The sequence below is a fragment of the Streptomyces sp. NPDC008125 genome, from assembly GCF_042957125.1.
Classification (GTDB): Bacteria; Actinomycetota; Actinomycetes; order Streptomycetales; family Streptomycetaceae; genus Streptomyces.
The window spans coordinates 309,237-329,957 of record NZ_JBIBHR010000005.1 but is presented as its reverse complement, the minus strand read 5'-3'; the positions used below and the strand labels follow the sequence as shown (position 1 = coordinate 329,957).

Here is a 20,721-nt window from a genome sequence, read left to right as displayed (position 1 = left end):
GTGGGCTCACTCCTCGGGCGGGGTCGGTACGGGCACCGCGTCCGTCGGGCGGCGCGGTGTGGGGGCAGGGCGGGAGCCGGGTCAGCTGTGCGCGATCTTCGGCCCGTCGGCGGAGTCCTGGGCGACGCGGCCCTGCTCGACGTACTGCCGTACCGCTTCCGACATGGCGGGCTCCGGCGGCATCAGCTGTTTCACGTCGGCGGTGCCCCGCAGCAGGTGTTCGGCGTCGAGCCCCTCGGGCAGATGTGGTGCCATGACCTGTGCCATTCCGGCGGTGGCCTTCGCCCGGGCCTCCTGGACGGTGGAGAGCACCAGGTCCGCCAGTTCCTTGGGCGTGAGTCGCCGGTAGGCGCTGGTGGGGAACTCGACGGCCGTCAGCTCGCCCTGCGGGCCGACGGTCGCCTTCATCGCTTGTGCTTTGGCGGTCGCCGTGCCGGACACCTCGCGCATCCGGCGCTGCATGTCGTCGATCTGCGCCAGCTGCGCCCGGTAGGTCTCCTGCAGTTGCTCGATCTGTTCGTCGAACGGCGTGGTCACCCGCTCACTCCTCCTCCGGCCCGGCGTTCTTCCCGGAGCGCTCCGGGGCGGGGCGGGTACCGCCACCGCGCAGCGCCCAATGAACACGAGGCGGGCGGCGGGGAGAACAGCGGGCGGGCGCCCGTGCCCGCTTGAACGCCGACTCTGTCCGAAGGGACGTGCGCACGCCGTCGGTCGTGGCGCCGACAGCGGGTGGGGCGTACCGGTCCGGTGGCACTCCGTACACAAGTCCTGCACCAAAGGGCCCTGTTCGGGCCGAGCGTGCATACCGGCCCGCTCCGCTCCTTAGCGTGTCCGGCGTACTGCCGGGCGAACGGCGCCGGGCCTTCCCGGGCCCGCGCGGACGGCAGCGACCACATCAGCCGCCCTTGGAGCCCGACATCATGGCTGCAGTCCGAGTTGTCCACGCCACCGGTGCCGCTCGGCCCGTCCGCCGGGCGCGCCGCCCCGGGCGCGGGAGGCCGGTGCGTCCGCCGGCTCCCGGCGGGCTGCTGCCGACCCCGCCCGACGAGCGGGAGAAGTACGCGTACGTGGTGCGCCGGACCTGGCTGCTGACGACCGCGTCGTTCCTCGGCTTCGCGTGCGTGCTCTACAGCCAGGTCGACTCCGCCCGGCACGGGCCGTGGATCTGGTTCTTCGCGCCGGTCCTGCTGCTGTCGGTGCTGGGGGTGCTCATCTCGCTGCGGCTGGAGCTGTTCAGCCCGAGTTTCGACATCGGGGCGCACCGGGCGCTGGTGCGGGCGTGGTCGCCGCGCCAGTACCCGTCGGTCGATGTGTTCCTGCCGGTGTGCGGGGAACCGCTGGAGGTGCTGCACAACACCTGGACCCACCTCCGGCGGCTGGTGGAGGCGTATCCCGGCCAGGTCGTTCCGCTCGTGCTCGACGACTCCGACAGCGAGGAGGTCGCGTCGATGGCGGACGACTTCGGTTTCCGGTACCTCGTGCGGCCCGACCGGGGCTGGTACAAGAAGGCGGGGAACCTGCGGTACGGATTCGCGCACTCGCAAGCCGAGTTCATCCTGATCCTGGACGCCGACTTCGTTCCGCGCACCGACCTGCTCGGCGAGTTGCTGCCGTACATGGACGCCGACCCGGACTGCGGGATCGTGCAGTCCCCGCAGTACTTCCGGGTGCTCGACCAGCAGAACTGGATCGAGCGGGGCGCCGGTGCCGTGCAGGAGTTGTTCTACCGTTCGGTGCAGGTGTCCCGGCAGAGCAGTGACGGCTCCATCTGTGTCGGCTCCTGCGCCGTCTACCGGCGTACCGCGCTCGCCGAGGTCGGCGGCACCAGCCTGATCGAGCACTCCGAGGACATGCACACCGGGTTCGACCTGCGGGCGCGGGGCTGGGACCTGCGCTACGTGCCCCTGGCGCTGGCGACCGGGCTGTGCCCGGACACCGTCGGGGCGTACTACAACCAGCAGTACCGCTGGTGCATGGCGTCCATGAGCATGCTGGGCAGCGTCCAGGACTTCTGGAGGGTACGGATGCGGTTCGCCAGCCGCCTCTGCTACGTGTCCGGGTTCGTGTACTACGTCGAGTCCGCCCTGCTCCTGTTCACCGGGCCGCTGATCGTCTCCGTGCTGCTGCTGTTCTTTCCCGAGCAGGTGAAGTTCACCGACATGCGCCTCGTGCTGCCGGGGGTGCTCTACCTCGTCGTCGTGTACCCGCTGTGGCACCGCACTCCGTACCGGCTGGAGGCGTGGGCGGCGCGGGTCCTCTACAGCTGGTCGCACGTCTTCGCGATCTGGGACGTGCTGCGCCGGCGCCCCATGGGCTGGCAGCCGACCGGTTCGGGAGGGGCGCGCCGCAACAACACCCGTCGTCTGTGGATCGGCGTCTGGGCGTGGACCGTGCCGTCGACGGCGGTTTGGATCGGGGCGGCGTTGTGGCGGATGGACACGATGGTGCCGGAGGACTTCGCCCTGCCGCTCGCCTCGGGGCTCTTCTACGCGGCGGCCGTGGTGCGGGTCCTGGTCCTGCCGCGTCCCGAGGAGGAGGAAGGGCCCGGCGCGATCGCCTCCGCCGGGCCGGACACGTCGTCCGTGCCCGGCCGCCTCGCAGAGTCGGTACCGGCGTGAGCCGGGTGGGCCGCAGGGGCCTGCTGCGCTGGGCTGCGGGCGCGGCGGTGGCGGCGACCGCGGGGTGTGCGCCGAGCCGTACGGCACCGATCGGGGCCGGCGGGGAGGGAGCGGACGAACGGACGGCGCCGTACGTGCCGTTCGACGTCACCTGGCTGATCCGGCCCCGGGGGGACCACAAGTACCTCGGGGTCTCCTTCGCCGGGAAGCCGGTGACGCCGGGCTACCTCGCCCTGTGGTCGGGGAGGACCGGCAAAGCGCCCACGCTGCTCGCCCAGAGCTTCACCTGGGACGAGGAGTTCCCCCGGGACCGGGTACTGGCCGTCTGGGAGCAGCGGGTGCTGCCGTACCTCTCCTGGGAGCCCTTCAGGACGACGCTCCGGGAGATCGCCGCGGGCGCGAAGGACGGCTACGTCCGGCACGTCGCGGAGGCGCTCCGCGACCTCAACGTGCCGGTCGCCCTCGCCTTCGCCCCCGGGATGAACGACGGCGGGCGGCCGTGGGGGGCGGGCCGGGCGAGCGCCGAGGAGTTCGTCGGGGCGTGGCGGCACGTCCACGACCTCTTCCAGGACATGGGGGTGTCGAACGTCGTGTGGGTGTGGAGCCCCACGGTGGCCGTGAAGCCGTCGGTGCGGCTGGAGCCGTACTACCCGGGTGACGCCTACGCCGACTGGCTCGGCCTGGTGGGCCGTTACACCGAACGCGGCCCCCACACGTACGCCTCCCTGTTCGGCCCCTCCGTGGCGGAGGCACGGGCCTTCACGCGTATCCCCGTGCTCGTCGCCGGGACGGCCGCCCCGCCCGGCGACCGCAGGCCCGCGGACGTCGCGGACCTGGTGCGCGCCGTGACCACCCGCGGTGACGTCGTGGGTTTCGTCTGGCTCGACGCGAACGACGCTCCCGGCGGGACCGACTGGCGGATCGACAGCAGTCCCGGGGCGCTCGCCGCCTTCCGCCGCGGTGTCGCCGACCCGCGGTTCGGCTTCGACGTGAGGCGCCCGTGACGACGACCGGGACTCCCGGAGGTACCACCGGGTGGTACGACCCCGAGTCGACCCTGCAGATACGGGTGCCGGCGGTACGCGGCCCGCAGCCGGCCCCCGGGTACACCTTCGACGAGATCACCCGGGCGGACTGGGTGCTGGGCCGAGTGCCCGACAGGGGGTGGTCCCCGGAGCCCGGGCGCCGTCGGACCTGGGTGAGCCGCGCCCTGCTGGCGTGTCTGCTGCTGGTGCAGGCCCTGTTGTCGCTGCGTCTGCACAACAGCGCCTTCGAGGACGAGGCGCTCTACGTCTACGCCGGGCACGCCATGATCGGTCACCTCTTCCACGGCATGCCCGAATACGGCGGTTTCGCGAGCTACTTCTCCGGGTCGCCCGCCCTGTACCCGGTGCTGGCCGCCTGGGTGGACTCGGCGGCGGGACTGACCGGGGTACGGCTGATGAGCCTGGCGTTCATGCTGGGCTCCACGGGCCTGCTCCACTCGTTCACCCGCAGGCTCTTCAACGAACGCACCGCGCTGCTCGCGGCGGGCGTCTTCGCGGTCACCCAGTCGACGTTGTTCCTGGGCAACTTCGCGACGTACGACGCGATGGCGCTCTTCCTGCTCGCGCTGACGGCGTGGATTCTCGTCCGGGTCGCCCCGGGCCACTGGGCGCTGCCGCTCGCCGCGGCCCCGGTGGCGGCCCTCACGGTGGGGGTGAAGTACGCGTCCGCGCTGTATCTGCCCACCGTCGCCCTGTTGCTGGTGCTCGTCGCCCACGAGAGGCTCGGACGGCGCGAGGCGCTGCGGCGCTGCGTGGTGTTCACCGCCGGCGTGTGTCTCCTGCTCGGTGCCGGCCTGCTGACCACTGACTACCTGGAGGCGATCCGCAGCACCACGACCGAACGCGCCCACGGCACCGCCTCGCTGGGGCAGTTGCTGGGGGACTGCGCCCGGTGGGGCGGGCTGCTCTTCGCCCTGGCCGGACTCGGCACGGTGCTGTACACGCGCCGGGCGGGACTCGGCGAGGTCCCCGGCCGGGTGTGGGCCGCACCGCCGCGCCGGTGGCGGCTGGCCCTGGGGATCCTCCTGACCGGCACCGCGCTGCTCGCGCCCGCCTACCAGATCCACCTCCAGACCAGCATCTCGCTGCACAAGCACATCGGTTACGGTCTGCTGTTCGCCGCCCCGATGGCGGGGGTCGGCCTGAACCGCCTGATGGGGGCGCATTTCCGTTTCCCGCAGGTGGTCATCGCCGTCGGGGTGCTGGCGCTGACCTTCGGCATGTCGCAGTCCGCCCAGAACTACGGCGTCTGGCCCGACACCAGCCGCCTCGTACCGGAGCTCGCGAAGAACGTGCGGCCCGGCCAGAAGTGGCTGGGCCAGCCGCACGAAGGGCCGGTCTACTACCTCAGTGGCCGGGGGCTGACGGACTACACCCTGTGGACGTCGATCTACTACATCGACTACACCGGGCGGGAGGGCCGGCACCTCGACGGGCCGGAAGGCTACCGGGCCGCGATCGACGACGGCTGGTTCGACGGCGTCGTACTGGACTGGTCCGACCAGCCGGGCGAGATCCAGACGTTGATCCGCGAGGAGATGCGGTCCAGCGGCCGGTACCGGCTGGCCACCGCCCTGATCTACCGCACCTCGGTGGGCGCGGGCCACTTCGAGATCTGGCTCCCCCTGCGCGCCGCGCCCGCGTCGTCCACGTGACTCCGGCGGACGCGGGCTCCGAGGCCCGGTGGCCGCAAGCAGTGCGACCTGCCTCTGCACCGAGGGGCACGGACACTTCCCGGAAGGGCACCGACCCCGTCGACGGCAGCCGATTTCCCTATCATCGGTTCCAGGGCATCGCGCGCCGGAGCCGACAGCTCCCCGCACGGCCGCGAGGCCTCAGCACGACCACGGAGACGCCGCGGATGAAACGCAGTCAGGTGACGAGGACCGTCGGACCCCGACCCTCGTCCCCCCTCGCTGGTGACGGCGCACCAGGCTCCCGGCTCACCGCCGGACGGTACGCCTCCCACGGTTCCGCACCCTGCCGGACCGGCACTTGACCGCACAGAACCATGACGGCGGCGCGGGCGGCAGAAGACGCCCCTGGCTGCCGTCGAGAGCCCGCTCGGCACCACCGGCCGAGGCACCGTCCGCGCAGTCTTCGGCAGCCCGGACACCGGCAGCTGCCGAAGCAGCCGCGAGGACCACGGCGCCCGCCCCGCGCCTCGGAGTGCGCCGGGTGGGCAACGCCTGGCTGGTGCACCCGGCCGCCGGCCCGGACCGCCAGTCCCTGCTCTTCGCCGCCGGTCTGGCCCCCGACCCCGAGTACGCCCTGGTGGTGGTGGACCTCCCGCCCGGGGCGCCGCTCGACTCGGTCGAGGAGGCGCTGGCCCGGGCGGTGCCCGCCGGTCCGCACGGTCTGCGCGTGGTGTTCGGCCGGACACCGGCCCGGGGCGCCGCGCCCGCGGGCCGGCGGCTGGCGCGGCGCCTGGGCCGGCACGTGGTCGTGCCCGACGGTGTTCTGCGCCCCTCCGCCGGAGGCACGCTCTTCATCGGGGCGGACCGGGGCCGGGGCTGGGCGCTGTGCACACCCGAAGGCGAGGTCCACCACGTCTCCCGCAGGTTCCCCCGGCCCGCGTGGGACGCCGGCCTGCCGGGCCGCCCGCTGCCGGTGGGACCGGCCGCCGTCGCCGAGCCGGTGGCGGCCGGGGTGTGGCTGCGCCCGGTACGGGAGGACGCCGCCCAGAACCGGCACCGCGGCCTGCTCGCGGCACGGCTGCGGTGCCGGGCCGACGCGCCCACCGTCGTGATCGGCGCCCCCGGCGCACCGGAACCGGCTGCGGAGGACCTCGCGCGCTTCTGGCGGAACCTGCCCGAGGGCATCGCGCCGCGCGTGCTGGCGTACGGCTCCGGCCGCGGCCTCGGGACCCCGCCCCTCGGCCGGCGCCTGGCCGCCCTCACCGGGGAAGCCGTGCACGTCTACAACGGTTTCCCGGCCGGTGATCCGCTGGTCGGCCGGGGGTTGTCGGACGAGGTCCTGTTCCTCGCGCCGGACGGAACACCCGGACGCCCCGTCCGGGCCCGGGAGTTCCTCCACCTGCCCCCGGAGCCGGAGGGACCGCCGCATCCCGCGTTCGCGACGGACCACCGCTGGCCCCTGGACCATCTGCCGATGCTCCGCCAGGGTCTCCACCACGGCGGGTCCGGCGCGGTCCTGGAAGTGCTGCCCTGGGGGCTGTGGATCCGCCCGTCGGCCGAACCCGCCGACGCCGACGCGGTACGCGGGGCTCCCGCCCATCCCGGTCACGAGCTGATCCTCTGCGACGACGGTGTCCCCCCTCTCCTGCCCCGGCTGCGGCAGTTGGCCGATGACGTTCTCGGGCGGCTGTCCTCCCGGGGCGGCCCGCCGGTGCGCGTGGTGAGCGCCGGCCGGCCCTGGCGGCCGGCGGCCGGCATCCCCCGGCCGCGCGTCCCGGCTGCCGCGCCCGCCCTGGCCGCGCCCGCCCTGGCCGCGCTTGCTCCGCCGGCCGCCGGTCAGGGACCCGGGCTTCCCGCCGCCCCTCCCGCCGGGCGCCCCGGCCCCGCCCCGGGGTCGCCCGCGGACGCCGCGGTCGTCGACCTGGCGCTGCGCCGCGAGCCCGGGCTGGGCGGAGTGCTGCCGCCCGAGACCGTGCGCGCCGGACTCGCCGCCGTACGGACGCGGTTCACCGTCCGCGCCCGGCCGGGTGGAGAGGAGTCCGGGCGCGCCCACGCCTCCGCCCCGCCGACGGCCGACCCGCCCGCGCCGGCGGCCCTGGCCCTGCTCCCCGCCTACGCCGGGGTGGTGGCCCTGCGTGCCGACCTGGCCCCGGAGGCGGTCCAGCGGTACCGGGAGCACGGGTTCGCCACCGCGTACGACGTGTGCGCCGCGTCCCTCACGGGCACGCCGGGCCGCCCCGGCAACACCGACATCCTCATCCGCTCCACCACCGGTCGCCGGACCGCTCTTCTGGAGCCCGAGCAGCCGGACCGGGTGCTGTTCCCGCCCGGCACCCGGTTCGAGGTCCTCCAGGTGCGTGCCCGGCCGGATGGGCGCGCGGTGGTGCTGATGGGCGAACTGCCGCCCGCCGGCTTCTGCGGGGCCGGCGCCACCGGGGAGGCCGCCCTGCGCGAACTCGTGGCGGCGCTGCGGATCTGGCGCCAGGACGAGGAGAGCGGCATGGTGCGCGGTCCGGCCCGGGACCCGTTCGCGACGCCGCCCACGCCGGACGGCCCGGGGGCTTTGAGCGGTGCGGGCGGCGCGGACGGTCAGGAAGGCGCGGGCGGCCGGGCCGGGCCGACCGGACCCACCGGTGCGACCGGTTCCACCGCTCCGGTGGGTCCCGCTGCCGTGTCGGACCGGCCGGTCGCGGGTGGGCGGCCGGTCGCGCTCAGTGGGCGGTTCCGCTGACCCACAGGACGGTGCCGTCCTGCTCGATCACCACGTCGCCGTCCTTCTGCAGCACCAGCTCGGCACCGTCGTGACCCGCCGTGCCGGAGGACCAGGCCGTCCGGTTGTCGCTCGTGTAGACGACGAGGTGGCCGTCCGCCTGGAACACCGCCTTGTGGCCCTGGCCTTCGGTGTGCGAGGACCAGCGGACGAGGCCGTTCTCGTCGGTGACGACCAGGTTGCCGTCCTCGCCCATGGAGAGGGCGGCCCGCTCCGACTCGATCGTCCCACCGGCCTCCAGCACCCGGGTCGCTTGTACGACCGTGTCACCCGCGGTCTCCGGGGCCGTGGCCCCCGCGTCCGGACCACCGGGAAGGGGCTCCGTGGTCCGGACGGTCGGCGGGGTCGGCACGGTGGGCGTGGCGGGGCCGGTCGGCGGGGTCTGGACGGTCGGTGTGACGGGGCCCGTCGCCGTGGAGGGGTCCATCGGCGTGCCGGGATCGGTCGGAACGTGGGGGTCCGTCGGCGCGCTGGGATCGGCTGCCGTGCTCGGACCGGTGGACGTGGTCGGGGCGTTCGGCCCGACAGGTCCGGTGGGCCCGCCCTCGGGCACTGTCGCCCCCTGCACCTCCGGCGCGGCCACCACCTGCGCATGCGCCTCCTCCGCACGCGCCTCCTCCACGCGCCCTTCCTCCGAGCGCTGCTGACCTGCCGTCAGGTCCGATGCCGCCGCGGGCTCCGCCGTCCGTGCGGACAGCAGCACGGGAGTGGTCGACGGGGTGGCGGGCCCCGTCGTGGGCTCGGAGCCCTGTCCCGTGCTCGGCCCGGGGGCCGGCTCCCGGCTGGGCTCGACGGTCGCCGCGGTGTCCGGCTCCTCGGCCTCGACGCGGGCGACCTGGACCCGGGAGGGCTCGGGCCGGGGTGTCGTGGACCGGGCCGTTCCGGTGGACGGGCTCACGCTCTCCTGTACGGAGGCGTGCGGGGCGCGTATACCGGGGCCCTGGTACGCCTTCCGGGGCGAGACCGGGATGGCGGGGGCGGACGACGACGCGACGGGAGAGGGGGACGCCGACCGCGCGGACGTCGAGGAGCGCGGGGACGACCCGGAAGAGTGGTCGCGCTCGTCGCCCTCGTGGACGCGTGTTCCCTCCGAGGGCGGGGGCGTCATCACGTCGAGGGTGAAGTTCGGGCCGCTGCCCGGCGGGGAGGCGGTTTCGCGGCCCGATGCCTCGTAGTCGAGCTCGTGGTCGTTCTTGTCGTTTCCGCTCAGGGCCAACGGCAACGCGACCAGGACGGCACCGGCCACCGCGGCGGCGGCGAGCATCGGCCGGTGGTTGCCCTTGGCGGGCGCGGGCGCGCCTTCCTCCGTACCGCCCCTGGGTCCGTCGGGCCTGCCACGCCCGTGTCCCTCCGGCCGCCCTGGGTTCCGGCCCTCGCGGCGCGCGCCTTCGGTCCCCCGGTTTCCGGCATCTGTCTCGCGACCGGGGCCGGGGTCGGCGGAGGGAGCGGACAGCACGACGGCCCGCCGCATCCGCAACTGGTCGGTGGCCTCCGGCGGTGTGCCGCGCCGCGGCGTCCTGCGATCGGCGGACATGTTGTTCTCCTCTGCGATGGGTGCGACCGGCGCAGCGGGGCCGGTCCGCGGAATCAGACGTGGTCGTCCCGGTACTGGGCCCGTTCGGGGAGCCGGCCGGAGAACCGTTCGGGCCAGGCCGCGGCACCTTCGGTCATGGGGTGGCGTTCCGCGGCCCCGGACAGTTGCTCGCGTACGCCTCGGTCCGACGCGTCCTGTTCACCGGGGCGGGCGACCGGGTCGCCGGGGGCCACCTCGCGCAGCAGCACCGTGGAGGCGCCGGGCCCACCCTGCGTACCGAGAACCCGGAAGCGGGTGCCGGGGCCGAAGACGACCTCTTCGCACTGTCCCGGCGGCGTGGCGGCCCCGCTCAGGCTGCGCACCCTACGACCGGTCGTCGACCAGATCAGATACCGGTCGCCCGCCGATGCCGGCGCCCCCTCCAGCACGTACGCGCCGACCGGCCCCGGGTGGCACAGTTCTCTGCCGGCCGTCAGGGCCGTCGCCTCCGGGGAGAACGCCGCCATGTCGCGCACGACGATCCCCCGGTACGACGGAAGCCTCCGCAGACCGGACGCCAGACCGGCCAGGCTGGGGTGGGCGTCGGCGGACCCCGCCGCCAGTTGCCGTTCCAGCCAACGCCGGCCGAGCGGGGAGTCGTCGAGCGTGAGGAAGGAGCGTACGGCGATCAGGTCGGCGAGTACGGCGTCGTCCTCGTCCTGCCCGCGCAGCCCCGGCATCACCGTCAGCGTGCGTGCGACCGAGGCCTGTTGCTGCCACCACTGCTCCCCCGCCAGCGCACGCAGCGCCTGCTGCTCGGCGGGACCGCTCCGGTGGAGGGGACCGACCGGCGCGGGAAGGGCGGCCGAACGCGGGGGAGAGGAGGGCGGGCTCGGTGCTGTGGGCGTGCCCGGCGTCGCCGCCGGAAAGGCGGCTCGGGGCGGTTTCGGGACGGCCGGTGCCCTGTGCGACGCGGCGCCTCCGGTCGGCCCGCCGGCGGGCCGGCCTCCGCCGGGGCGACTGGCGGCGAACGCCTCGGCGAATCCCGGCGGCAGCGGGGCTCCGGCACCGTACGCGGAGGGAGCGGAGGGAGTGGAGGGAGCGGAGGGAGCACCCGGGGTGACTGCCGCGCTCGCCGGTACCGGAGCTGGTGCCGCCGATGCCCGGGCCGCCGTTGCCGGTGCCGTGAACGCGATCCGGCCGGCGGGCATCCCCACTCCGAGTGCGGTCGGACCCCCGACCCGTGCCGGGGAAGAGGCCGGGAAAGGGGCCACCGGACCGTCTGCGGACGGGGAGGGCGACTCACCGCCTCCGCTGCCGGCCGTCGACGTGAGGCGCACCGCCTGCCCGCCGGCCGCCCCGGCGACGGAGGCGGGCAGATCGCCGGTCGCGGCCGGGGGGTGCACGGCCACGTGCCGGATGCGTACGCTCATCGGCGAGGCGTGCCAGGGAACTTCGGGAGCGTCTTCCCTCCGGGCCGCTTCCATCCGCGCCGCTTCCCGCGCCGAGGCGTCCCCCTCCCTCGTCCCCGGCGTGCCCGTCGTGTCGTGCTCGGCGGACGGACCCTCGTCGTACTCCAGGGACAGCCCGCGGCGGTCGGCGAGGCGCCGGGCCCGCCGCCCGCCCTGCGCGGTCCACGCACCCCTCACGTGGAGCGTCGTCCGCTCGACCACGGCCGGTTCCAGCTCGTCGAGGAAGGTGTCGAGCACCGGCCAGAGCCCGTCGTCCACCGGTCGTCCGGGGACGCCGATGTCGACGACCATGGTGTCCGGGTCGAGCACCAGGCCGAGGGCCTCGGGCCGGGAGCCCTCGCGGGGCCCCACCCACAGCCCCGCGCGGGTGACGACGACCCCCCACCGGTCCCCCAACGGCATCGCCCCGCCCTCGGGCAGGGGGGCCGGACCGGCGACGGGGGACCGCCGGCGCACGATGCGCGGTGCGGGGGTACGTCCGTCCTGGGCGGGCAGGCAGGCGACCGCCTCCGCGTAGGGCCGCCACGACGGTTCGCCGTCCGGTCCGATGAGCACTACGGCCGGTTGGGTCTCCACGCCGTCCGCAGATTCCAGCAGGGCTGGCACGCCGCTGACGACCTCCACCTCGGTGCCCAGCAGATCGGCGGCTCCCTGACCGGCGGCGAGCAGGTCGCGCCCGTCTCCGGGAATCAGCCGGGCGGCGGACCGGGCCCGCGGGGGCAGCCGGGTCAGAAGTTCGGTGACCGCCCGGGCGGTGACCGGGGACGCGCCGGGGATGCCGACCACGACCGCGAGTCGGTGCCCGTCCACGGGAATGGAGGCGCCGACCGACAGCGCGGCCGGGGGCAGCGGTTCGGCCCGGCGGATCAGCACGCCTGCGGGGACGGATTCGACCACATGGCCGTCGACGGAGTCGGACGCGAGGTGCGCGGCGGCGTCCTCCCAGCTCGGTACGGGATGGCGCAGGCCCAGGGGTTGCGGCCCCAGACCGGGGGCGAAACGCCACCACCCGCCGGTACCGCCGGCTCCGGACGGTGCGAACAGCGTTCCGCCGGGCGCGACCACCACCGGTCCGGCGGGAGCGACGACTTCCAGCCGCCAGTCGTCACGGATCCGCCGCGCGGGGGCGGGCCGCCCGGGCTCGTCCGCGCCCGCGCCCGCCCACACGAGCCGTACGGCGGTGATGCCGGACTTCCTGAAACCGTCGAGTACCGGCGTGAGTTGTCGCCAGAGGGCCCTGGACCCCTCAAGTCCCGCGGCGACCACCACGGTCGCATGGTCCGGGTCCTCGTGCCGCAGCGCATCGACGGTCGCCGTGAGACCGGCCGACTCGTCGGTGTCGGAGGCGAGCAGCACGACGGGCCCGGCGTCAGCCGCCCCTGGCACGCCCCCGAGTTTCGCGGCGAGCGTCCGCAGGGGGCTCAGTCCTCCGTTCAGCCGGCGCACGGCGTACCGCCCCCGTACGTCGTGCCCTCACCGCGTCGGCCGCACCCGGGTGAGGGCGGCTGGTTACGTGGGGCGGGCGACGGGCCGGAGTCGGCGCCGGTGGCCGTACCTGCGCGGCGCGGGAGGGGTCCCCCGGTGTGACGACGGCCGGTGTGCCGACGGCCGGTGAGCCGGCCGGGAGTCTCGCTCATGCCTTCTCACCGCTCGCCGTCTTCGCCGTCCTGTGTGCGCGGCCCCCGGTAACGGGAAGCCGCACCCGACCCGGCCCATCGCAGCAGAGATCCCCGGAGGTCCACAAGGCCGGTGGCGGGGCACTGCCCTTTTGCGGGCCGGTCGTGCACGAGTGGCCACGGCGTCGACGGCGGCACCGCGATCCCGCCCCCGCCCGGCCCGGCACTGCCCGCCCCGCCCCGGCCCGGCACGGCACGGCACGCCCCACCCCGCTCCGGCCCGGCACGGCGACACGGTGGCCGAAGAGGCGCAGTCAGTGGCTCGCCGGGCAGACGACCGAGGCTTCCTCGTCGCGCCCTCCCCCGATCTCCCATGATCGGCCCGGCGCGGCGTTCACCCCCGGCTCCGCACTCCCGGCCCGCCCTGTGTGCCCGACGGGCCCCCGAACGGCTTCCGCGTCTGCCCGGCTCCCCGGGGCCGAGCGGTGGCCGACCGACGACTCACCACCCCGACAGGAGAAACCGTGTCCTTCCGGAATCGGATCATCGCGGGCGGCGCGGTCGCGCTGCTGGCCGTCACCTTGGGCGGTGTGTCCCTGGCCCTGGCCGACGACCCGGCCGGCAACCAGGAGATGACCGGCCAGATGACGTACTACAACGCCAGCGGCTACGGCGCCTGCGGAGACGTCGTCGACGCCGCGACCGAGGACCTCGTGGCGGTGTCCCACGCGTGGTGGACGACCGACGACCCCAACGAGGATCCGATCTGCGACGGCGTCTCCGTCGAGGTGTCCTACGAGGGCAAGTCCATCACCGTGCCCGTCAGGGATCAGTGCCCCTCCTGCGCCGCCGACCATCTCGACCTCAGCCAGACGGCGTTCGAGCAGCTCGCACCGCTCGAAAAGGGCCTCGTCCAGGGCATCACCTGGAAGTTCGTCACCGACGACGGCAGGGAGATCACTCGCCCGTCCTCTTCGACCTCGTCCTCCCCCGGCCTCGCCCCGGGGAACCCTCCGCTCGCGACGGGTTCGGCCTTCCCGTCGCGGTTCGCGGCGCCGTACGTGGAGACGTGGGGGTCGCCGTCGGTTCTGGAGGAGGCGCGTGCCGCGGGGTTGCGGTACGCGACGTTGGGCTTCGTGCTGGACGGTGGGGGGTGTGAGGCGATGTTCAACGGGGACATGCCGGTGACGGACGAGGGCTGGTTGTCGGCGATCGAGGGATTGCGCGGTTCGGGGGGTGAGGTGATCGCGTCGTTCGGCGGTGCGTCGGGGACGGAACTCGCCTCGGGGTGCGACTCGGTGGACGCGTTGGAAGCTCAGTACCGGTCGGTCGTGGACGCGCTGGGGGTGTCGCGGATCGACTTCGACCTTGAGGGCGCGGCGTTGGCGGACACGGCGGTGAACGGGCGTCGCAACGAGGCGTTGGCGGCGTTGCAGAGGGATGTCGAGGGTGCGGGCGGGCGGTTGGACGTGCAGTTCACGTTGCCGTCGGGTGTGGCCGGGCTGGAGGCGGACGGGGTGGAGATGCTCCAGGACGCGGAGCGTGCGGGGGTACGGGTGTCGCTGGTGAACGTCATGACCATGGATTACGGGTCCGCGGTGGCGGACATGGGGCAGGCCGCGATCGACGCGGCGACGGCGTTGCACGGGCAGTTGGGGCAGATCTGGCCGTCCAAGTCGGACGCGGAGCTGTGGGCGATGGAGGGGAACACGCCGATGGTCGGGGTGAACGACACCGAGGGCGAGGTGTTCACCACCGATGACGCGTCCCGGCTGGCGGACTTCGCGGTGGAGAAGGGCATCCAGGAGCTGGCGTTCTGGTCGCTCGGCCGGGACAAGGCCTGCCCGGCGGCGGGGACCCTCTCCGACGACTGCAGCGGCACGGAACAGAGCGAGCACCAGTTCCTGAAGACCTTCAGCGCCGTGAACACAACCGACCGGGAGACGGTTCCCGCGACGCTGCCGGAGGGCATGGCCGACCCGCTCCCGGCGGTCTCGTCGACCGCGTCCCCCTCGCCGTCGTCGTCGAAGGAGCCGCCGTCCCGTCGGGTTCCCGCCGAGCCGGCGTCCACCGTCCCGCCCTCCGGCCGTACGGGTGCGGTGGTCTCGGGCGGTTCGGGTGGTTCGGGGAAGACGATCAGCAACGCGTTCACGACCGGGTACACGTGGTTCGACAACACGCCCCGGGGCAGTGCGCAGATCTCCGCACCCGTGATCCACGACCAGGCCGGCGGTACGGGGACATGGGAAGACCCGATCACCCTCGCGGTCGGCCACACCGTCGAGGGCGGGAAGGACACCCTGGACTACCCGGCGGGCACACGTTTCTACATGCCCAAGGTACGCCGCTACTTCATCGTCGAGGACGCCTGCGGCGACGGCGGCAGCCCGCAGAACGGACCTTGCCACAGCCTGGACACCGCTCCCGAGGGAGCCACGACCTGGCTCGACATGTACCTCGGCGGCGGTGACGGCGACAGCGACTCCGCCGCACACGACTGCGCGGACCGGCTGACCGGACTGACCACCGTCGTCCAGGACCCCGCCGACGACCTCCCCGTCACCGAAGGCGCACTCTTCAGCAACGACAAGTGCACCACCACCTACGACGACTGAGCTTCGAGCAGAAGGAGCCGACGCCATAGGCTGTCCCGTCATCCCTGGTGGGAGTGCGACGACAACTACGGCACCTCGCCGCGTTGCCGGAGCGTCCGCATGCATCCAGTATGCGGACGCTCCTCCGCCTTGCGATGCACCGCCTCCGACGCCACACACTGAAGCCACCACGGGATGACGGGACAGCCCCTTGCGATCACTCGACCTGCACCCCATTTTCCGCAACAACCGGGACATCGACCAGGCCGTACGCTCCTTCGTCTTCAACGCGCACGGCTCGGGTGAGTCCGTTGCGGAGATCATCACCGGGAAGGGAAGCCAGCGACTCATGACACACGTCCTGGCCTACCTGGGCCAGCGACACATGCGGCGCTTCTACCGTCAGGTGAAGAAGGTCCCGGCCAACGCCGGTCGTATCGTCATCCACTTCACGTAGTTCGCCGCGTCCACCCGACCGCGGCATCCCGCAGCCCGCACCGCCGAACCGAGCGGTGCGGGCTGCGGAGTTGCAGCGCCTGGTCGCGGCAGTGGGGGCCGGCTCGGCACCATGACGTGATCGTCCACTGATCAGGGCCGACAGCGCGCAGGGCCCGGCTTCGAGCTGTGCTGGGCACGACGAGCAGAGCGGACCGGACCAGACGTATGTGACCGCCCACCATCAAGGGCCAGGGCTCCTGCACCACGTCAACCCGCGGATCGGCCTGCGGGAGAGCGACTTCCACACGCTCGTCGACTTCGCCATGTCCCTGGACACCTCTCGAACCAACGGCTGAGTACCCCGCCGCCGGATCAGGTGCGGTGTCCGGCCCGGTGCGTCGAAGGCGGAGGACGTCCGTGTACTGGTGGTACCCGCCCTGCCATCCTTGGCCTCGGTGGCCTCGGTGGCCTCGGCGGCCTCCATGGACGAGGGTCGGTCAGGCGCCGGGCCGCCCCGCCCGCCAGTCCTGCCAGGCGCGAGTGAGGTCCCGTACCGCCGTCCTGTCGAGCACGCGGTCGATGGACGACTCCTCGGGCGCCATCTCCCGCATCATGACCACACCCGTGGCCCCGGTTCCGGCTTCCAGCACCCGGAACCGGGAGCCGGGCAGGAACAGCACCCGGTCCGGACGGAGCGGGTCGAGCGGATCCGTGAGCCGGCCGTTCACCGACAGGATCAGGAAGACGGTGTTGCCGGGCGCCTCGGCGGGGCCCACCGTCGACGCCTCGCAGGCGTACGGATCGGTCACCACGGGCTGCTCGGCGTACCAGCGGAGCATCGGCTCGTCGAGGGTGGTCCGCAGACCGGTCGGCCCGGGGAGGACGGGAAGCATCCGCAGCCCCCTGCCCAGGAGGATGTCCTCGGTGGGGCCGGGCGGGTGCCCGGCCGTGGATGTCATCGCGGCCTCCGGCGCGCCCTCTCCCGCCAGTCGGCGCAGGACCGCCGCGAGGGCGGCAGCGGGGTCCGGAGCACCGTCGGCCAGTCCGGGGTTTCGACGCAGCGCCTCGGCCGCGAGGGACGTACGACCCATGGGCCCTGGGTACGGGGCCCCGGAGGGCGCGCCGGGGAGAGGGGCCCTCGGGGCCCGCGAGGGCGCCCGGCCGGCCGGGGCCGTGGGGCGGCCGGTGCCCAGGCGTACCGCGCCGCGCAGTCCGGGGGGAAAGGAGCGCACCAGGTCCTGCGCGAGCCGGCGGAGCCGGGGAAGGTTCTCCTCCGATCCCGCGTCGCAGAGCACGCGTTCGTGTGCGGGGTCGGGGTCGGCGTCCCGCATCTGCGGGGCGTGCGCGGGGGCCGGTGTCGGCCGCACCCACAGGCCGCTGCGGACCACTTCGACGACGACGTCGTCGGCGAGGCGGTGGGTGCCGGGGCGGATCTCCGGGAGCTCGCCCAGCGGCCACCGGTGAGCCGACGCGATCGGGGAGGGTGGCGGGCCGGGGAATCCGGCCGGGGGCAGGTGGACGAACTCGTGGGCCCACAGCGGCCGGCCCGGCGTGCCGTCGGCTCCCGTCAGCAGCACCTCTCCCCCGTCGCCCGAGCCCTGCGGCATGCCGCTGAGGAAGCGCACCGGCTCGCCGACGGCCTGGGCGAGGACGTCGCCGAGGTGCCGTCCGCCGCTCAGCCGGGCGGGGCCGTAGCAGAGGAAGCGCACCGCCGGGCGCAGCCACGGGGGAAGGTCCTCCCAGAAGCGGGCGACGTCCGCCACCGGCAGCGCCGGGGCTCCCGGGGCGCCGACCGCCACGGTCATCAGCTCGGTGGACACCGTCGGCCCCCCGGCGAGCCGCGCCCAGTGGGCGGAGCGGTCGGGGTCCTCCGTCGCGGGCCGCAGCCAGACACCGGCGGGCAAGGGCTCCGCCACGCTTCTGCCGAGCGACCAGGGGCGTGACGGGACGGCGGGTTCCCACGAGGGCTTCGGGAAAGCCCGGGAGTCAGGCACCTCCGGGGCCCCGGGTGCGCAGCGCATCCATCCCGGTCCGCTGTCCGGCCCCACCCAGAGGCCTCCGCCGGGGGTGGGCAGCGGGGCGCCCGCCGCGGCGATCACCGTCCGGCCGAGTCGTTCGGCGAGGCGCCGGGCGACTGTCATGGCGTCCCGCCGCAGGGGTCTGCCGAACACCACTCTCAGGTCGTCCGTCCCGGCGGGGACCGCCCGGACGAGCCGGTCCAGGGTCGCGTCGTCCGAACCGTCCGGCAGGTCCGCCACGACGACGGTGCATTCGGCGTCCGGGGCGAGCCCGGCCGTGAAGGCGAGGGCACGCGGATCTGCCGGGCCCACCGGGGACACCAGCCAGGCTTCACCCGCGCGGTGGGCCGTGAAGGGGGGGCCGCCGACAGCATGGCGTCCGGCGGCACGGACGGGAACACCGTCGCGGGACGGGTCGCCCGGGGCAGCCGGGTCGGGCTCCCGGCGCGGCCCCGGTGTGGGCCGCGCGGCCACCCCTTTTCCGGGTGCGGGAACTCGTGTGTGATTGCCACTCATGACCGGCTTCTCCGTGCAGGCGGGTCTCCCTGCCGGTGGGCGGCGCGATCGACCGGCACCACGCGGGGACAGACGGCCAACTCTAGGAACCCGTTCGTCCCGCAGTCCACCGCGACTGTCCGCGCGTGCGGCCCGACCAGGCATGTCGCAGGGGACGGGCACGGATCATGCACCTTCGGGCAGTCCCCGCCGCGCTCGCCGAGGTGGTCCTGGACGCGGGTGGGCTCCGACGGCGTGTGACGCACGACAAGTACGCCCACGAAGCCGATTGACCGTGATGATGTGAGAGGTGGTTCTGTTGATACGTCCGCCTCGCCGACTGACAGTGGGTCCGCGCCCGGCGGCTCGGCCGTGTCCGATGCGGCGTCCGCAACCAGGGCGTCACATCGCGGTGTTGGTGGACCACAGCACGGTGCCGCCCTGTTCGATGACCACGTTCCCGTCGGACCGGAGCACCAACCGGGCGCCGTCGTGGCCTTCGGTGTGCGAGGACCAGACGGTCTGCGAGTCCTGGCTGTAGACGGCGAGGTTGCCGTCGGCCTGGAAGACGGCCCTGACTCCCCCGTGTCCGACCGTCCCGGACCACCACAGCGGGGTGCCCTTGGTGTCGTAGAGCACCAGGTTGCCGTCGCCCTGGAAGGTCAGGCCGACGCGGTTGGTGGACCACAACTGGCCCGGATCCAGCACACGGGTGCCGTTCACCACGGTGGTCGTCCACTGTTCAGCCGTCACGGTCGGGGCGGGGGCCTTGGTGGGTGCGACGCTCCTGGTCGCGCGCGGGGCGACCGTGGGCTCGGTGGTGGCTTTCGCCGACTCGGTGGGCACGGTCGCCGCCACCTCGACGATGGCGTCGTGCCCGCCGCTTCCGGTGTCCTTGCCGCGCTGCGTCGAGGAAGCTTCCGGGCGCGGTGAGGCCTTCCCGGCGCCCGGGTGGCCCGGGTCGGGTGTGGTGTCGGATTCCGGTTCTCTGTCCTGCGCCCCGGCCTTGACCGTCTGCAGGGGCGCGTCGTTGCCGAAGAGGTGCGGCGCGAGCAGCAGCAGCGCGCTGAGCAGGCCGGCGCCGGCCAGGATCGGCTTGGCGAGGTGTCCGCGCGAGCCGGGCCGTCGGCCTCCGGCACTCCCGGCCCTTCGCCGGCGTCGGCCTCCGCCCGCCGGCTGCGGAGCGATCGCGGGGCGGGTCGTGCGGCGGTCCGTCGACGCGCCCGCTTCGGCTTCACCTTCGAAGGACGTACCGGCGGAGGCGCCGGTGACCGGAGCGTGCGCGACGGGGCCGATGGCGGTCGCGTCGGCGTCAAAGGCCGTGGACGGCGCCTCGGTGGCCGTGCGTGCCCCGGGGGGCGCGAAGAGCGGGCTGTCCTCCCCCGCCTGGTCCGGATGCGGGAGCTGCCAGGGCAGTTCGCTCTCCCATACCGCCTGCCCTTCCCGCGCTCCGGCGAACTCGTCGGAGTTTCCGCCTTGCGGCTCGCGGTGGTTCATCTCCATGCCTTCCCGGTCCAGGTGGTGAGGTCATCGGCCCAGCCGCTCACACGTCGACGACTCTCCGGGAAGCCTAGGGAGGCCGGGTGTCCACAGGGACCGGTACGGGGCGGGCCTGCACGGACGCACATCACCCCTACCCTTCTCGACACCTCCGGTCGGATCGCCGTCGGTCGGCGAACGACCTCGGTCAGAGAATGCCCATACGGATGGCGTAGGCGACGGCGTGGGTGCGGTTGCGCAGGTCGAGCCGCTTGATCACCGCCTGGATGACGCTCTTGATCAGGCGCTCCGAGTAACTGAGCTTGTTGGCTATCTCCACGGTGTCCATCCCCTCCGCCAGGAGCTGGAGCACATCGAGCTCGCGCTGCGACAGTTCGACCGGCAGCAGACCGGTGGGGCACTCGTCCTTCTGCATGGTGCGCATCCGGTCCAGCAGCATGTTCATGAGGATCGGCGGCAGGGCGGCGCGTCCCCGGTGCGCCTCGACGGCCGCCGAAAGGATCCGGCTGAAACTGGTGAAGGGCCGCACCAAGAAGCTCACCAGCCCGTGGTTGACCGCCAGGGCGAGCTGCTGTTCCGAGATGTGGTCGGCGACGAGCACGATCCGGATCCGTCCCTCCGTGGCCTGGCTGGCCCGGCTCATCGTGGAGAGGGTCTTGCCGCTCACCGCTGCCGTGAGGACGACCAGGATGTCGGCGTCGGCGATCCGGTCGGCCTCCAGCAGCGCGACCCGGCTGTCCGCGCCCAGAAAGGCGGCCGTCCCGTCTCGGGTGAGGAGATCGTCGGCCTGTACGACGACCCCCGGGACGGCGCGCGCTTCGTCGGTGTGATCAGCCATGGGACTCCTTGTCGAGGGCGCGATACCGCGCGGAAGGAGCGCACGGATCCCCCTGACGGCCCGGCATCTGCACCTTTGCCGATCGGGCAGGTCCGCCCGTTGTGCCGGACCGACGGAGCAGTGGAGTACGCGCTCTCTTCTCTCGATTCCGATCATCACAGCTCAC

13 protein-coding genes are annotated in these 20,721 nt (G+C 73.9%); 7 read left to right on the top strand and 6 right to left on the bottom strand.

The window, feature by feature from the left end:
- Positions 1 to 81 precede the first annotated feature (81 nt).
- The gene (locus tag ACFZAX_RS11420; RefSeq protein WP_390960865.1) at positions 82 to 537 is read right to left on the bottom strand and encodes a YbaB/EbfC family nucleoid-associated protein; all 456 of its coding nucleotides are present in this window, start codon (positions 535 to 537) and stop codon (positions 82 to 84) included.
- A gap of 383 nt (positions 538 to 920) precedes the next feature.
- On the opposite strand from ACFZAX_RS11420, the gene ACFZAX_RS11415 reads away from it, so the two are divergent.
- From ACFZAX_RS11415 to ACFZAX_RS11400, 4 genes are all read left to right on the top strand, one after another.
- Complete coding sequence (locus ACFZAX_RS11415) at positions 921 to 2,618, top strand: glycosyltransferase family 2 protein (protein WP_390960864.1); 1,698 nt, start codon at positions 921 to 923, stop codon at positions 2,616 to 2,618.
- A complete protein-coding gene (locus ACFZAX_RS11410; RefSeq protein ID WP_390960862.1) occupies positions 2,615 to 3,622 on the top strand; it encodes a glycosyl hydrolase in 1,008 nt (335 codons plus the stop codon). Before ACFZAX_RS11415 ends, ACFZAX_RS11410 begins: the two co-directional genes overlap by 4 nt.
- Complete coding sequence (locus ACFZAX_RS11405) at positions 3,619 to 5,319, top strand: glycosyltransferase family 39 protein (protein WP_390960861.1); 1,701 nt, start codon at positions 3,619 to 3,621, stop codon at positions 5,317 to 5,319. The genes ACFZAX_RS11410 and ACFZAX_RS11405 overlap by 4 nt, the downstream gene beginning before the upstream one ends.
- Before the next feature lie 523 nt (positions 5,320 to 5,842).
- On the top strand, positions 5,843 to 8,032 hold the full coding sequence (locus ACFZAX_RS11400; RefSeq protein WP_390960860.1) for a hypothetical protein: 2,190 nt from the start codon (positions 5,843 to 5,845) through the stop codon (positions 8,030 to 8,032).
- Here the strand turns inward: ACFZAX_RS11400 and ACFZAX_RS11395 are convergent.
- Together ACFZAX_RS11395 and ACFZAX_RS11390 are read right to left on the bottom strand one after the other, a co-directional pair.
- The gene (locus ACFZAX_RS11395; RefSeq protein ID WP_390960858.1) at positions 8,013 to 9,605 is read right to left on the bottom strand and encodes a hypothetical protein; all 1,593 of its coding nucleotides are present in this window, start codon (positions 9,603 to 9,605) and stop codon (positions 8,013 to 8,015) included. The genes ACFZAX_RS11400 and ACFZAX_RS11395 overlap by 20 nt on opposite strands.
- Before the next feature lie 53 nt (positions 9,606 to 9,658).
- Positions 9,659 to 12,442 (bottom strand): hypothetical protein, encoded by a 2,784-nt coding sequence (locus ACFZAX_RS11390; RefSeq protein WP_390960857.1) that lies wholly within the window; start codon positions 12,440 to 12,442, stop codon positions 9,659 to 9,661.
- Positions 12,443 to 13,196: 754 nt separating this feature from the next.
- On the opposite strand from ACFZAX_RS11390, the gene ACFZAX_RS11385 reads away from it, so the two are divergent.
- The 3 genes from ACFZAX_RS11385 (at position 13,197) to ACFZAX_RS11375 (ending at position 16,060) form a co-directional block, all read left to right on the top strand.
- Positions 13,197 to 15,287, top strand: coding sequence for a cysteine/serine endopeptidase inhibitor (locus ACFZAX_RS11385; RefSeq protein WP_390960855.1), 2,091 nt, complete (start codon positions 13,197 to 13,199; stop codon positions 15,285 to 15,287).
- A gap of 190 nt (positions 15,288 to 15,477) precedes the next feature.
- Positions 15,478 to 15,723 carry a Smr/MutS family protein gene (locus tag ACFZAX_RS11380; RefSeq protein ID WP_390960854.1) on the top strand — a complete coding sequence of 82 codons (246 nt, stop codon included), beginning with the start codon at positions 15,478 to 15,480 and terminating at the stop codon, positions 15,721 to 15,723.
- A 208-nt stretch (positions 15,724 to 15,931) separates the two neighbouring features.
- Positions 15,932 to 16,060: a hypothetical protein gene (locus ACFZAX_RS11375; RefSeq protein ID WP_390960853.1), complete on the top strand. Its 129-nt coding sequence runs from the start codon at positions 15,932 to 15,934 to the stop codon at positions 16,058 to 16,060.
- A 141-nt stretch (positions 16,061 to 16,201) separates the two neighbouring features.
- On the opposite strand, the gene ACFZAX_RS11370 is transcribed toward ACFZAX_RS11375, so the two are convergent.
- The 3 genes from ACFZAX_RS11370 to ACFZAX_RS11360 form a co-directional block, all read right to left on the bottom strand.
- Complete coding sequence (locus ACFZAX_RS11370) at positions 16,202 to 18,034, bottom strand: hypothetical protein (protein ID WP_390960851.1); 1,833 nt, start codon at positions 18,032 to 18,034, stop codon at positions 16,202 to 16,204.
- A 585-nt stretch (positions 18,035 to 18,619) separates the two neighbouring features.
- Positions 18,620 to 19,720 (bottom strand): hypothetical protein, encoded by a 1,101-nt coding sequence (locus ACFZAX_RS11365; protein WP_390960850.1) that lies wholly within the window; start codon positions 19,718 to 19,720, stop codon positions 18,620 to 18,622.
- Positions 19,721 to 19,904: 184 nt separating this feature from the next.
- Complete coding sequence (locus ACFZAX_RS11360; RefSeq protein ID WP_390960848.1) at positions 19,905 to 20,555, bottom strand: LuxR C-terminal-related transcriptional regulator; 651 nt, start codon at positions 20,553 to 20,555, stop codon at positions 19,905 to 19,907.
- Positions 20,556 to 20,721: the final 166 nt, after the last annotated feature.

Bases quoted from the DNA above. Each gene is read 5' to 3' on its own strand.
- ACFZAX_RS11365 (WP_390960850.1), bottom strand. From the start codon at position 19,720: ATGGAGATGAACCACCGCGAGCCGCAAGGCGGAAACTCCGACGAGTTC.
- ACFZAX_RS11395 (WP_390960858.1), bottom strand. From the start codon at position 9,605: ATGTCCGCCGATCGCAGGACGCCGCGGCGCGGCACACCGCCGGAGGCC.
- ACFZAX_RS11415 (WP_390960864.1), top strand. From the start codon at position 921: ATGGCTGCAGTCCGAGTTGTCCACGCCACCGGTGCCGCTCGGCCCGTC.
- ACFZAX_RS11360 (WP_390960848.1), bottom strand. From the start codon at position 20,555: ATGGCTGATCACACCGACGAAGCGCGCGCCGTCCCGGGGGTCGTCGTA.